General features: G+C 63.3%; 13 protein-coding genes. 7 read left to right on the top strand and 6 right to left on the bottom strand.

Going from position 1 to position 12308, the window contains the following annotated elements; genetic code table 11:
* Positions 1–79: 79 nt before the first annotated feature.
* From EOB59_RS03950 to yihA, 3 genes are all read left to right on the top strand, one after another.
* Entirely contained in the window at positions 80–394 is a 315-nt protein-coding gene (locus tag EOB59_RS03950) for a hypothetical protein (protein WP_127318876.1), read from the top strand.
* A gap of 124 nt (positions 395–518) precedes the next feature.
* Entirely contained in the window at positions 519–1157 is a 639-nt protein-coding gene (locus EOB59_RS03945) for a CatB-related O-acetyltransferase (protein WP_164895573.1), read from the top strand.
* Positions 1154–1813 (top strand): ribosome biogenesis GTP-binding protein YihA/YsxC, encoded by a 660-nt coding sequence (gene yihA, locus EOB59_RS03940; RefSeq protein ID WP_024502094.1) that lies wholly within the window; start codon positions 1154–1156, stop codon positions 1811–1813. The genes EOB59_RS03945 and yihA overlap by 4 nt, the downstream gene beginning before the upstream one ends.
* Before the next feature lie 23 nt (positions 1814–1836).
* Here the strand turns inward: yihA and EOB59_RS03935 are convergent, their stop codons facing one another.
* Positions 1837–2571, bottom strand: coding sequence for a TetR/AcrR family transcriptional regulator (locus EOB59_RS03935; RefSeq protein WP_127380942.1), 735 nt, complete (start codon positions 2569–2571; stop codon positions 1837–1839).
* A gap of 132 nt (positions 2572–2703) precedes the next feature.
* On the opposite strand from EOB59_RS03935, the gene EOB59_RS03930 reads away from it, so the two are divergent.
* Both EOB59_RS03930 and EOB59_RS03925 read left to right on the top strand, forming a co-directional pair.
* Positions 2704–3903 carry an HlyD family secretion protein gene (locus EOB59_RS03930; RefSeq protein WP_127808377.1) on the top strand — a complete coding sequence of 400 codons (1200 nt, stop codon included), beginning with the start codon at positions 2704–2706 and terminating at the stop codon, positions 3901–3903.
* 22 nt (positions 3904–3925) lie between these two features.
* Complete coding sequence (locus EOB59_RS03925) at positions 3926–5524, top strand: DHA2 family efflux MFS transporter permease subunit (RefSeq protein ID WP_128287713.1); 1599 nt, start codon at positions 3926–3928, stop codon at positions 5522–5524.
* A 200-nt stretch (positions 5525–5724) separates the two neighbouring features.
* Here the strand turns inward: EOB59_RS03925 and msrB are convergent, their stop codons facing one another.
* From msrB to EOB59_RS03905, 4 genes are all read right to left on the bottom strand, one after another.
* On the bottom strand, positions 5725–6228 hold the full coding sequence (msrB, locus tag EOB59_RS03920) for a peptide-methionine (R)-S-oxide reductase MsrB (RefSeq protein ID WP_127808375.1): 504 nt from the start codon (positions 6226–6228) through the stop codon (positions 5725–5727).
* A 212-nt stretch (positions 6229–6440) separates the two neighbouring features.
* The gene (locus EOB59_RS03915; RefSeq protein ID WP_128287712.1) at positions 6441–6998 is read right to left on the bottom strand and encodes a fasciclin domain-containing protein; all 558 of its coding nucleotides are present in this window, start codon (positions 6996–6998) and stop codon (positions 6441–6443) included.
* 224 nt (positions 6999–7222) lie between these two features.
* A complete protein-coding gene (locus tag EOB59_RS03910; RefSeq protein ID WP_128287711.1) occupies positions 7223–7951 on the bottom strand; it encodes an anti-sigma factor in 729 nt (242 codons plus the stop codon).
* Positions 7948–8487 (bottom strand): sigma-70 family RNA polymerase sigma factor, encoded by a 540-nt coding sequence (locus EOB59_RS03905; RefSeq protein WP_127267227.1) that lies wholly within the window; start codon positions 8485–8487, stop codon positions 7948–7950. Before EOB59_RS03905 ends, EOB59_RS03910 begins: the two co-directional genes overlap by 4 nt.
* 152 nt (positions 8488–8639) lie before the next feature.
* Between EOB59_RS03905 and EOB59_RS03900 the strand changes: the two genes are divergently transcribed.
* Together EOB59_RS03900 and argB are read left to right on the top strand one after the other, a co-directional pair.
* Positions 8640–10139 (top strand): amidase, encoded by a 1500-nt coding sequence (locus tag EOB59_RS03900; protein ID WP_128287710.1) that lies wholly within the window; start codon positions 8640–8642, stop codon positions 10137–10139.
* 159 nt (positions 10140–10298) lie between these two features.
* The gene (argB, locus tag EOB59_RS03895) at positions 10299–11192 is read left to right on the top strand and encodes an acetylglutamate kinase (RefSeq protein ID WP_013528489.1); all 894 of its coding nucleotides are present in this window, start codon (positions 10299–10301) and stop codon (positions 11190–11192) included.
* Between the two features lie 8 nt (positions 11193–11200).
* Here argB and EOB59_RS03890 read toward each other — a convergent pair.
* Positions 11201–12308: radical SAM protein (locus EOB59_RS03890; RefSeq protein WP_245486520.1), on the bottom strand; the 1108-nt coding region annotated here is incomplete at its 5' end.

Raw genomic sequence — 12308 nt, 5'->3', positions numbered from 1 at the left:
GCCTGGAAAAAATGACGCATGTGCTGCGACACCATAAAAAGGCTCAGGTAGCAGGCTGTTGCCGGGCAAGGATAGGACGATGAATTGGCTGAAGATCGTGACCGTGGCGGCCATCGCGGGATGGCCGGGCCTTGCGCTCGCAAAGGACGCCGTCAGCTGCGGCGGCGCCGCGATGCTGGGTGGCGCGCAATTGAACTGCAGCCACGTCGAACCCCAGGCGCCGCCTCAGTTTTGCACCTATAGCTGGGCTCTCCACATGCCGGCCGGAGACCAGAAAATCGTCGAAGGCAGCTTCATGCTGCCGCCCGGCGCGGCGAACGTCACCGTCTATCAGGGCAGCGGTTTCGACAGCGCAATGTCCGATCCGATCGTGATCTGTCGCGGCGGCAAATGAGCAAGGCCGTCAAGGAAAGCTCGCTCGTCGCCCGATTGGTGCTATAGGGCGGATCACGCTATTTNGAACGGGCGCATTCGAGTTTCGGATGTGCCTGGCTGCCATTTCTCTGACGGATTTCGACATGGACGGACCAAACCCAGACATCAAGCACCCGATCCCGATGCATACCCGCGTCGGCTTCCTCAAGGGGCTGGTGAATGCGCCGAACATCGAGATCGGCGACTTCACCTACTATGACGATCCGGACGGCCCCGACAAATTCGCCGAAAAATGCGTCCTGCACCACTATCCCTTCATCGGCGACAAGCTGATCATCGGTCGGTTCTGCGCCATCGCCGAGGGCGCGCGCTTCATGATGAACGGCGCCAACCATGCTATGTCCGGCTTTTCGACCTATCCGTTCAATATCTTTGGCCATGGCTGGGAAAAGGGTTTTGACCCGGCGACGTGGTCGAAGGAAGTGCGCGGCGACACCATTGTCGGCAGCGACGTCTGGATCGGCATGGAGGCGGTGATCTTGCCCGGGGTGGAAATCGGCCACGGCGCCATCATCGCCGCGAAATCGGTGGTGACGCACGACGTGCCGCCCTATGCGATCGTCGCCGGCAATGCGGCCAAGGTGGTGAAGATGCGTTTCGACGACCGGATAATCAGGCGGCTGCTGGCGGTGGCGTGGTGGGACTGGCCGGTGGACAAGGTCAGTCGCAACCTCGATGCTATCCGGGGCGCCGATATCTCTCTTCTGGAGGCAGCAGCTTGAACGCTCTGAACAGCAGCATAATCGGCACCGAACTGTTTACGCGAGGGTGGATCTTCATCCGCGGCGTGCCGGCCATGAAATTCCTGCCGCCTGAAGGGCCGCCGGAAATCGCCTTTGCCGGCCGCTCGAATGTCGGCAAGTCGTCGCTGATCAACGCGCTGGTCAACCAGAAGGGGCTGGCGCGCACCTCCAACACGCCGGGGCGCACGCAGGAGCTCAACTATTTCGTGCCGGACGGATTTTCGGGTGAGGGCGCCGACCTGCCGCCCTTGGCGCTGGTCGACATGCCCGGCTATGGCTATGCCACCGCGCCGAAGGAGAAGGTCGACGAGTGGACCAAGCTGGTCTTCGACTATCTCAAGGGCCGCGTCACGCTGAAGCGCGTCTATGTGCTGATCGACGCCCGCCACGGCATCAAGGCCAAGGACGACGAAGTGCTGTCGCTGCTCGACAAGGCGGCGGTGTCCTACCAGATCGTGCTGACCAAGACCGACAAGATCAAGACTGCCGGCGTGCCGAGGCTGATCGAGGAGACGCTGGCAAAGATCAAGAAGCGGCCGGCGGCGTTCCCGTTCGTTCTGGCGACGTCTTCGGAAAAAGCCGAGGGCCTCCAGGAATTGCAGGCGGCCATCGTGCTTGCCGCCAATGGCGGCTAAGCATCCACAGCTTAGAGCATGGCCTACGGCTTGGCCTCGATAGCAATCGTCTGGTGGCCTTCTTCCGCCACAAGCCTTTCGGTGCCGTATGCCTTGAGGAACATGCTGACGCCTGACCTGACGATGCGGTCGATCTCGTCCTGGCTCGGGGCTTTGGTGCGGTAGGCGAAGATGCACTGGCGGAACAGACCGGCCAGGCACAGTTCGGTGAACTGATAGGCGGCAAGATCGACATCGTCGATGCGCAGCAGGTCGCGCTCGATGGCGGCATTGAGAAAGGCCGCGACCTTGTCGTGGCCACGCTTGGGACCGCGCTCGTAAAACCGCGCGCCCATGTCGGGTATCCGGTCGGATGCACCGATCACCGTGCGCTGCGCCTGGATCACCTTGGCCGACGTGATCTTGAGGGCCAGCACCTTGCCGAACTTCACCAGCGTCTCGCGCAGGTTGTCGGCATTGTCCAGCACGTCATACATGTTCTTGAAGATGGTGCCGCGCTCTTCCTCGATCAGCGCTTCGAACAGCTCTTCCTTGTTGGCGAAATAGACGTAGATCGTACCCTTGGAGACACCGGCCTCGCGGGTGATGTCGTTCATCGAGGCGGCTTCGAAGCCCTTGTCGATGAAGACACGACGGGCGCCGTCGATGATCTGGCTGCGCTTGACCGGATCCTGCCCCGCGGCCGGGCGGCCACGACGCAAGCTTTCCAACAGGTCGTCGCACGACTCGTTTTCAACATTGGGCGGGGTCTCGGCCATGAAAGTCACACCTCGAAAATAATTCGAACCAAGCGGTTCGATTGCCCTTGATATGGTCCTCTTTACGCGCTATGTCAACGGCCGGATCGAACCGAACGGTTCAGTATTATATTATAACTTTAGAGAGATGTCATGTCCTCGAACGCGCCGACCACTGCCGAAGTCCGTCCCTTTCCCAACGCCAAGGTTGCGCCGGCGACGGAAGCCCCGGAAGTGCCTGTCCAGCCTGTCTCGTCGCCACCGGCAGAGGCTCCGGCCAAGAAGAAGCGTTCGGTGCGTTCCTTCCTGCTGCCGGTCATCGGCGCCGCTTTGCTGGGCGCCGGCGCCTGGTATGGTTACGACTACTGGACAACGGGCCGCTTCATGATCTCCACGGACGATGCCTATGTCCAGGCCGACATGGCGTTCATCTCGCCCAAGATTTCCGGCTATGTCGATCAGGTCAAGGTCAGCGAGAACCAGCAGGTCAAGGCCGGCGATCCGCTGCTCGTCGTCGATGACGGCGATTACAAGATTGCCGTCGCCCAGGCCGAGGCGCAGATCGCCACCTTGAGCAAGACGCTCGACCGTATCGACGCCCAGACTGAAGCAGCGCGCGCCTCGCTGCAGCAGGCGCAGGCGCAGAAGGTCGCCGATCAGGCCGCCGCCGACAATGCGGCCAAGGTCGCGGCGCGCGCCTCGCAACTGCTCAAGACCCATGTCGGCACGCAGGCGCAGCTGGACGACGCCCAGACGGCGGTCCAGCAGGCCGATGCCGCCCTTGTCGGCGCCGACGCGACGATCGCCGCCGCGCAGGCCAATATCGGCGTGCTGCAGGCGCAACGCGCGGAATCGGCGAGCACGCTGGCGTCCCTGCAGCTCAGCCATGACAAGGCGCTGCGCGATCTTTCCTTCACCGTGCTCAAGGCGCCTTATGACGGCATCGTCGGCAACCGCTCGGTCGAACAGGGCGACCTTGTCAGCCCCGGCCAGAAGCTCGCCGTCATCGTGCCGATGGACAAGCTCTACATCGTCGCCAACTTCAAGGAGACGCAGCTTGCCCGGCTGGTGCCCGGAGAGAAGGTGAAGATCTCGGTCGATGCGACCGACGGCCAGGACTTCGAGGGAACCGTCTCGTCGCTGGCGCCGGCTTCGGGTGCCGTGTTCTCGCTGCTGCCGCCCGAAAACGCCACCGGCAACTTCACCAAGGTCGTGCAGCGCGTTCCGGTCCGTATCGATGTGCCGGCAGATGTCCTGAAGAGCGGCAAACTGCGCGCCGGCCTGAGCGTCATCGTCGCCGTCGACAGCCGTACCGCCCCATCCGGGTCGGCATCAGCGGCAGCGTCGAACTGAGCGGCTGCCGGGGAGCAATGCCATGGCAACCGCAACCCTGACAGCAGGAGCACCGCCGGCGAGGCCGGCTGTGCCTGACACCATTTCGACGCGGCGCGTCATCGCTTTCCTGGCGATGGTGTTCGGCATGTTCATGGCCATCCTGGACATTCAGATCGTCTCCGCCTCGCTGTCGGAAATCCAGGCCGGCCTGAGCGCCAGCTCCGACGAAATCCCGTGGGTGCAGACCGCCTATCTGATCGCCGAAGTGGTGATGATCCCGCTGTCGGGCTTCCTCAGCCGGATGCTGTCGACGCGCGTGCTGTTCACGATCTCGGCGGCGGGCTTCACCGCGGCCAGTGCGCTGGCGGCGACTGCCACCAACATCGACCAGATGATTGTCTACCGCGCCGTCCAGGGCTTCATCGGCGGCGGCATGATACCGAGCGTCTTCGCCGCTGCCTTCACCATCTTCCCGCCCTCGCGCCGCGCCTTCGTCTCGCCGATGATCGGCCTGGTGGCGACGTTGGCGCCGACCATCGGCCCGACTGTCGGCGGCTATATCAGCCATGCCATGTCCTGGCACTGGCTGTTCCTGGTCAATGTCGTGCCCGGCATCCTGGTGACAGCGGCGGCCTGGACGCTGATCGACTTCGACAAGCCCAACCTCAAGCTGTTCAGCAAGTTCGACTGGTGGGGCCTCGCCGGCATGGCGGCTTTCCTGGGCTGCATGGAATATGTGCTCGAGGAAGGCCCCAACAATGACTGGCTGCAGGACCAGGGCGTCTTCATCTGCGCCATCGTCATGACCATCGGCGCGGTGCTGTTCTTCTGGCGGGTGTTCACCGCCGAGGAGCCGATCGTCGACCTGAAGGCCTTCACCAACATCAACTTCGCCTTCGGCTCGCTGTTCTCCTTCGTCATCGGCATCGGCCTTTACGGCCTGACCTATCTCTACCCGGTGTATCTCGGGCGCATCCGTGGCTACGATTCGATGATGATCGGCGAGGCGCTGTTCGTCAGCGGCCTGGCCATGTTCTTCACCGCGCCGATCTCGGGCATCCTGTCGAACAAGATGGACCCGCGGCTGATGATGATGATCGGCTTCTTCGGCTTCGCCACCGGCACCTGGTGGATGACGCATCTGACCGCCGACTGGGATTTCTACAAGTTGCTCATCCCGCAGATCCTGCGCGGCTGTTCGATGATGCTGTGCATGGTGCCGATCAACAACATCGCGCTCGGCACCTTGCCGCCCGAGCGGCTGAAGAATGCGTCCGGCCTGTTCAATCTCACCCGCAACCTTGGCGGTGCGGTTGGCCTCGCACTGATCAACACCGTGCTGATCGACCGCAATGCCTTCCACTACGCAAGGCTCTCCGAGCATGTGCAATGGGGCAGTGAAGCCGCGCAGACCAAGCTGCAGAACATGACGCTCAATTTCGAGCAAACCCCCGGCCTGGACGCGACAAGTGCCGCCATCTCCAAGCTGTCGGGCATGGTCCAGCAGCAGGCGGCGCTGCTGTCCTTCATGGATGTGTTCTTCATGCTGACGGTGCTGTTTGCGACGCTTGGCCTGTTCACCATGTTGATCCGCAAGCCGGCCGCGGCGGCGGGTGGAGGTGGTGGCGGCGGCCACTGATACCGGAGCAATTCCAGGAAAAGTGTAAGGCGGTTTTCCCGGGAAAAGCGCGCAGCGCTTTCCCTTAGGAATTGCGACAAGACAGAGATACGTGGGCAGCTATTTCGGGAAGCTCCTCCAGTCCACGCCCGAAAAAGCTCTGACCGCGCAAAAAACTCCGGGCCGCAAGCCCGGAGTTTTTCATATCCAGTTGGAATTTGTCAGGCTGTGGTGGGCTCGAAGGTCAGCGCGACGCCGTTGATGCAGTGGCGCAGGCCGGTCGGCGCCGGACCGTCGTCGAAGACGTGGCCGAGATGGCCGCCGCAGCGGCGGCAATGCGCCTCGGTGCGCGTCATGCCGAGCGAGCGGTCCACGGTCGTGCCGATAGCCTTGGGGATCTCTTGCCAGAAGCTCGGCCACCCGGTGCCGGAATCGAATTTCGTCTCCGACGAATAGACCGGCAGGTCGCAGCCGGCACAGGCGAAGATGCCCTTACGGTGTTCGTTGAGCAGCGGGCTGGTGCCGGGATACTCCGTGCCTTCCTTGCGCAGCACGTCGAAGGCGGCCGGCGACAGGATGGCTTTCCACTCGGCGTCGGTCTTGGTGACTTCGAATTTTTCGGCGGCCTGTGCTGCCTGCGGATCGCCCATGCGCAGCATCGTTGCTGCGGCCCCGACGACGCCGATGGCGGCGGCACCGCTCAAAAGAAAGTCGCGACGGTTCATGACCGGTTCCTCCTGATGTCCTTTTGCCAAACTATACCGCCGCGCGGAAATCAAAAGCCGGTGACGGTAGCCCCCTCGAACGAACACTCCGCGCCCTCCCACATCCGAATATGGGCGGCGCGGAGTGCGCGGGTCAATTGCGGATCACGGGAGCGGGATCGTGCAATCGACGGAGGGCCCTTGCTGCCAGTTCGCCGGCAGCAATCCCCTTGTTACATCTTCGGCAAAAGAACCTTGTCGATGACGTGGATGACGCCATTGGACTGTTCGACATCGGCGATCGTCACATTGGCGACATTGCCGTTCTCGTCGGTGACGGTGACCTTGCCGCCGTCGGCCTTGAGCGACAGCTCGCAGCCGCCGACCGTCTTGACCTTGTGGGCGCCGCCGTCAGCCTTGGCCATCGCGGCGACATCCGCCCCCATCGCCTTGGCGCCGATGACATGGCAGGTCAGGATCTTGGTGAGCTTGTCCTTGTTTTCAGGCTTGAGCAGCGTCTCGACCGTCCCGGCCGGAAGAGCCGCGAAGGCTTCGTTGGTCGGAGCGAACACGGTGAACGGACCGGCGCCCTGCAGCGTTTCGACAAGGCCGGCGGCCTTCACGGCGGCGACCAGCGTGGTGTGATCCTTCGAGTTCACGGCGTTCTCGACGATGTTTTTGTTGGCATACATCGCGGCGCCGCCAACCATCGCGTTTTCGGCATAGGCGGCGGTGGCAAGGGCCGAAACGGCGATCGTGCCGGCGAGCAAAAGGGTGGCGTATCTACGCATGATGTCAAACTCCTCGGGTTTTTCTCTTCCCATTTTTGGGGACGCGAGGAGATACGGAACAAAATCGCCCGAGTTTCAGGAATATTGTGATTTTTGATTTTATCTTTGGCGCAGAGGGATTTTCCCGAGCAATCGGCCGCCGGCCGACATGCTGTCTATGGGCATGTTCAGTGAAGGATAGACTTATGATAGTCTGTTGTGATTTTTCAGGCGCGCGGAGCCGGTCAGATGCTCTTCAGGTCGCCGGCGGCGACCACCGGTCCGGTCGGCTGTCCGGTCGGCGAACCGCCTGACGGCTCGAGGCTGACGGCAAGCACCGCGCCCTGGGCAAGTTTCTGCTGGGCCGCCAGCGAGACGACGATATGCGCCGTTGCACCTGCCGGAATGACGCCCATCGAGACCGGCGGGTTCTTGCCCTCGATCATCCACAGCTCGAAGTCCTTGCCGGAAGCACGCTCACCGGAGACATGCGACAGGCCGACTTCGTGATGCGCGGCATCATAGACGGCAAGATATCTGACGTCGCTGCCTTCGGCGGCCAGCGAAGCGACGAGTCGCGCCTGCGGCTGCTCGACCGGTGGGTTGAGAATGGGCACGGCGATGTAAATCGCCAGTGCCGCAACCGCGGCTGCGGCAAGGCCGCGCCAGAAGGCCAGGCTGGACCACAGGCCGCCGCGCACTTCGGCGGGCGTGGTCACCCCGGCAGCGTTGGCGAACAGGCGGCGGTCGACCGCGGTCTTCACCGAAACCGGCGGCTCGATTTCCCGATAGGCGGCGGCAAGCGGTGAGAGACTGACCTCCCATCCCTCGACAAGACGGGCGAAAACCGTATCCGCATCGATGCGGCGGGAGACGATCTGGCGTTCGTCGGCATCGAGCACGCCGAGAACGTATTCGGCGGCGAGCAGGTCGTCGCCTCCACGTTCCGGTCCTGTGTCTTCTGCCAGCGTCATCTTTCCAGACATTCTCTGAGTTTCAACAGGCTGCGGCGCAGCCATGTACGCATCGTGTTCAGCGGCACGCCATGGCGCTCCGCCAGTTCGGCATAGCTCTCGCCCTTGAGATAGGCGCCCCGGACGGCGGCTGCCCGGTCCTTCTCCAACTCATCGAGACAATGGTGGATACGTTCGGATTCGTCTCCCGCCACCGCCATCGCTTCAGGCCCCGGCGCCGGATCGGCCACGTCGAGCGCGGCATCGATGTCGGCGGCAGGCCTGCGCCGCGCTCGTATACGATCGATCGCATGATTACGCGCAATTGCCACCAGCCAGGAGATCGGGCTTAGATCGGAGACGGCAAAACGATCCGCCTTCGTCCATATCTTGACGAAGACTTCCTGTAGCGCTTCTTCCGCATCTCCCCGGTCGTTCAATACACGAAGACAGACGCCAAAAAGTTTCGCGCTGGTCTGCCGGTAAAGCAGATCGAACGCGGCCCGATCCTTCATCGAAGTCCGGACGATCAGCTTGGTGATGTCCTGCGGCGTCATCTGCGGCAAGTTAGGCGATTGCAATGTATTTGCAACGGCGGAAATAACCTTGTGCACGCCTAAGCTTTTGTGTGTCGCCAGCCGGGTCCGTCGACCGATTGCCAATGGAATCGCCACTGGCTAGCTTGCCCTCAGTGATGGGGGGAGCGCGCATGTCGGTCGAACGGATCCTTTGGGAAGAAGATGCCGCGGGCCTCGCCGATCTGGTCCGCAAGGGCGAGGTTTCGGCCGTCGAGCTGACCGACGCCGCGATCGCCCGCGCCGAGGCCACCCGTCCCGACATCAATGCCACGGCCGAGCCGCTCTACGATGCCGCGCGGGCCCGCGCCAAGACCGTCGACCCCTCGCTGCCGCTGGCCGGTGTTCCCTTCGCCATCAAGGATCTAGGCATCGCCATCAGGGGCGTGCCGACGCATGGCGGCAGCCGCATTCCGGCATGGCTGGCCGATGTCAATTCGGTGCTGACCGACCGCTATCTCGCTGCCGGGCTTATCCCGATCGTCACCTCGACATCGCCGGAGCACGGGCTTCGATTGATGACCGAATCCAGGGCCTTTGGCATCACCCGCAATCCGTGGAACACCGACCATACCAGCGGCGGCTCTTCGGGCGGTTCGGCTGCACTGGTCGCCGCCGGCGTCGTGCCGGTGGCACATGCCTCCGATGGCGGCGGCTCGATCCGCGTGCCTGCCGCCTGCACCGGGCTTGTCGGCCTGAAGACGTCGCGCGGCCGCACACCGCTGACGCCGCTGGTGAGCGAAAGCTGGTACGGCATGGTCGTCGACCATGCGCTCACCCGTTCGGTGCGTGATTGCGCGCTGCTGCTCGACCTCACCCATGGGTCCGATCCTCTGTCGCCCTATGCCGCGCCGCCGCCGAAGGGCACGTTCGCGGCCGCTGCCGCGCGCGATCCCGGCAAGCTCAGCCTGGCCGTGTACCGCAAATCCCCGCTTGGCCTGCCGATCTCGGACGAGACGCTCAAGGCGCTCGACAAGGCGGTGGCGCTTGCCCGCGAGGGCGGCCACACGGTCGAGGAGATCGACCTGCCCTTTATCGGCCGCGATTTCTTCGCCGATTTCTGCAGGACGGTTGCCTCCGCCGTCGCCGGCACGATGCGGGCCGAAGCGCTGCGCGTCGGCCGTTCCGTTACCGGTGACATCGAGCGGGCGACGCGGGTGCTCGCCCGCTTCGGCGAAATGGTGTCGGCCGGCGAGACCTATGCCGACCTGCAGCGGCTGCATGCCGCCTCGCGGCAGCTGATTTCGGAGACCGTGCAGTACGACGCCGTGCTGATGCCGGTCATTGCCCACCCGCCGCTCGCCTGCGGCGCCATGGATCCCAAAGGCGCCGACGAGCTCATCGAGAACCTGCTCGACAAGCTTCACCTGACACCCTTGCTGAAGCTGAAGCCGTTCTTCGGCCAATTGATGGACAAGAGCCTCTGGTTCACCCATTGGCCGGCGATCCAGAATGTCAGCGGCCAGCCGTCGATCGCGCTGCCGGTCCATGTCACTGACGCCGGCCTGCCGCTCGGCGTCCAGGCGGCCGGCCGTCCGGGCGACGAAGAGACGCTTTTGTCGCTCGCCGCGCAGATGGAGAAGATCTCGGGTTGGCTGGACCGCAGGGCGCCGCTGATGGTGCCGACACGATGACGAGGTCGTGAAGCGCTTGAATATGACAGCAAAGCCATTTGCGGGCGGCGCCAATTCCCGCTAAGACGCCGCCGTCCTTACCTGATGCATGTCGCCCAAAAGTGTCCAGGGGTTTTGGGACAACGACGTGCTTAAAATAATAAGCCGGGAACCAAACCGATGACGGAAATAACCGCCACCGCCGAAATGCAGGCAGCCCTGTTGTCGCGGGCGTTGCCCTACATGCAGCGCTACGAACACAAGACGGTCGTGGTGAAATATGGCGGCCATGCCATGGGCGATATCGAACTCGGCAAGGCCTTCGCGCGCGACATCGCGCTGCTCAAGCAGTCCGGCGTCAACCCGATCGTCGTCCATGGCGGCGGCCCGCAGATCGGCGCCATGCTGGCCAAGATGGGCATCGAATCGAAGTTCGAGGGCGGCCTGCGCGTCACCGACCAGAAGACGGTCGAGATCGTCGAAATGGTGCTGGCCGGTTCGATCAACAAGGAGATCGTCGCGCTGATCAACGCCGAGGGCGAATGGGCGATCGGTCTCTGCGGCAAGGACGGCAACATGGTTTTCGCCGAAAAGGCTCGCAAGACCATGATCGATCCGGACTCCAACATCGAGCGCGTGCTCGATCTCGGCTTCGTCGGCGAGCCGGTCGAGGTCGACCGCACCTTGCTCGATCTTCTGGCACGCTCCGAAATGATCCCGGTGCTGGCGCCGGTGGCGCCAGGCCGCGACGGCCACACCTACAACATCAATGCCGACACCTTCGCCGGCGCCATTGCCGGCGCCTGCCAGGCGACGCGCCTGCTGTTCCTCACCGACGTGCCTGGTGTGCTCGACAAGAACAAGAAGCTGATCGACGAACTGACCGTGGCCGAGGCCAAGGCGCTGATCAAGGACGGCACGGTCTCGGGCGGCATGATCCCCAAGGTCGAGACCTGCATCGAAGCGATCGAACGCGGTGTCGAAGGCGTCGTCATCCTCAACGGCAAGACGCCGCATGCGGTGCTGTTGGAACTGTTCACCGAACATGGCGCCGGCACGCTGATCGTGCCCTGAGGGGCTCGTCAGCCGGCTAACTTTTTCGCCTCGGAATCTTCAATATTGCCGATGGTGGGAATGGCGAGCTTTCTGGCCGGCCGTGAAACCGTCATCGATTCCTCCTCGGCGTCCTGCGGCGCGCCCCAGAATTCAGCCAGCGTCGGGCCGTCTTTCACCCTGACGTCGCGGACCAGAAAACCCCAGACCTCGCGGAACCAGACGCGGCGGCCCATCTGTGTGTACCAGCGCATCGAATGCCGCTGCTCGGGATCCTTGTGTAACAGGATGCGGGCCAGCGCCTTCGGCCGTGATTGCACCGCCAGCTCGATCAGCTTGACGCTGAAGAACAGCATCCAGGGTTTCAGCCGCGTCATCTGCAGCACCTGGTGCTTGTAATCCCACAAGCGCGCATCCTGCTGGATCACCTTGCGATCCCGCGCGATGCGGAAGAACGGCGTCCAGCGATGCGGCGTCACATAGAGCGCCTGGATCTGGTCGGGGTCATAGGCGATGAGCTGGCGAAAGCCGCGCCACAGATCGCGGAACCCTTCGTCCTCGAAGCCGGCCACCCAGGTCGCCATCGACAGGATGCCGTTGAGGCGCAGCAGCCTTATCGCCTCGCGGTCGGATGATGTGCTGCCGCCCTTGCGGATCAATTGAAGCGTCTGCTCGTCGGTGTTTTCCATGCCGAGCAGCCAGCGGATGACGCCGGCCTTGCGGTAGAGATGCAGGGTGTCGGCATCGCGCACTATGTCGTCGGCACGGGTCGAACCGACGATCAGCACCGGCACGTTCTCGGCGATAAGGGCGTCGAGGAAGGCACGCCAGGCCTTCTTCGAGACCGTCGGATTCTCGTCGGCGAGATTGATCAGCTCGACGCCGTGCTCGCGGTGCAGCCAGGCGATCTCCCTGGCGAATTTCACCGGATCGCGATGCCGCCAGCGGGTCCAGAAGCCGCGCTGGCCGCAATAATTGCACAGATGCGGACAGCCGCGCGAAAACTGCATGACCACGGCCCGCTTGCCGCCCCAGTAACTGTACCGCGAGTGCTCAATCAGCTCCCAACCGACGCGGTAGGCGTCGAGGTCGGCAATGGTCATGGCGGCCTGTGTGGCGAAGGGGCGGCTGAGATCG

Source organism: Mesorhizobium sp. M7A.F.Ca.MR.176.00.0.0, assembly GCF_004023165.1.
GTDB lineage: Bacteria > Pseudomonadota > Alphaproteobacteria > Rhizobiales > Rhizobiaceae > Mesorhizobium.
This window is presented reverse-complemented; position numbering and strand designations above follow the sequence as displayed.

Coding starts and splice junctions, on each gene's coding strand:
- EOB59_RS03925 (WP_128287713.1), top strand. CDS start 3,926: ATGGCAACCGCAACCCTGACAGCAGGAGCACCGCCGGCGAGGCCGGCT.
- EOB59_RS03935 (WP_127380942.1), bottom strand. CDS start 2,571: ATGGCCGAGACCCCGCCCAATGTTGAAAACGAGTCGTGCGACGACCTG.
- EOB59_RS03900 (WP_128287710.1), top strand. CDS start 8,640: ATGTCGGTCGAACGGATCCTTTGGGAAGAAGATGCCGCGGGCCTCGCC.
- EOB59_RS03905 (WP_127267227.1), bottom strand. CDS start 8,487: ATGACGCCGCAGGACATCACCAAGCTGATCGTCCGGACTTCGATGAAG.
- EOB59_RS03930 (WP_127808377.1), top strand. CDS start 2,704: ATGTCCTCGAACGCGCCGACCACTGCCGAAGTCCGTCCCTTTCCCAAC.
- EOB59_RS03945 (WP_164895573.1), top strand. CDS start 519: ATGGACGGACCAAACCCAGACATCAAGCACCCGATCCCGATGCATACC.
- EOB59_RS03950 (WP_127318876.1), top strand. CDS start 80: ATGAATTGGCTGAAGATCGTGACCGTGGCGGCCATCGCGGGATGGCCG.
- argB (WP_013528489.1), top strand. CDS start 10,299: ATGACGGAAATAACCGCCACCGCCGAAATGCAGGCAGCCCTGTTGTCG.
- EOB59_RS03910 (WP_128287711.1), bottom strand. CDS start 7,951: ATGACGCTGGCAGAAGACACAGGACCGGAACGTGGAGGCGACGACCTG.
- EOB59_RS03915 (WP_128287712.1), bottom strand. CDS start 6,998: ATGCGTAGATACGCCACCCTTTTGCTCGCCGGCACGATCGCCGTTTCG.
- msrB (WP_127808375.1), bottom strand. CDS start 6,228: ATGAACCGTCGCGACTTTCTTTTGAGCGGTGCCGCCGCCATCGGCGTC.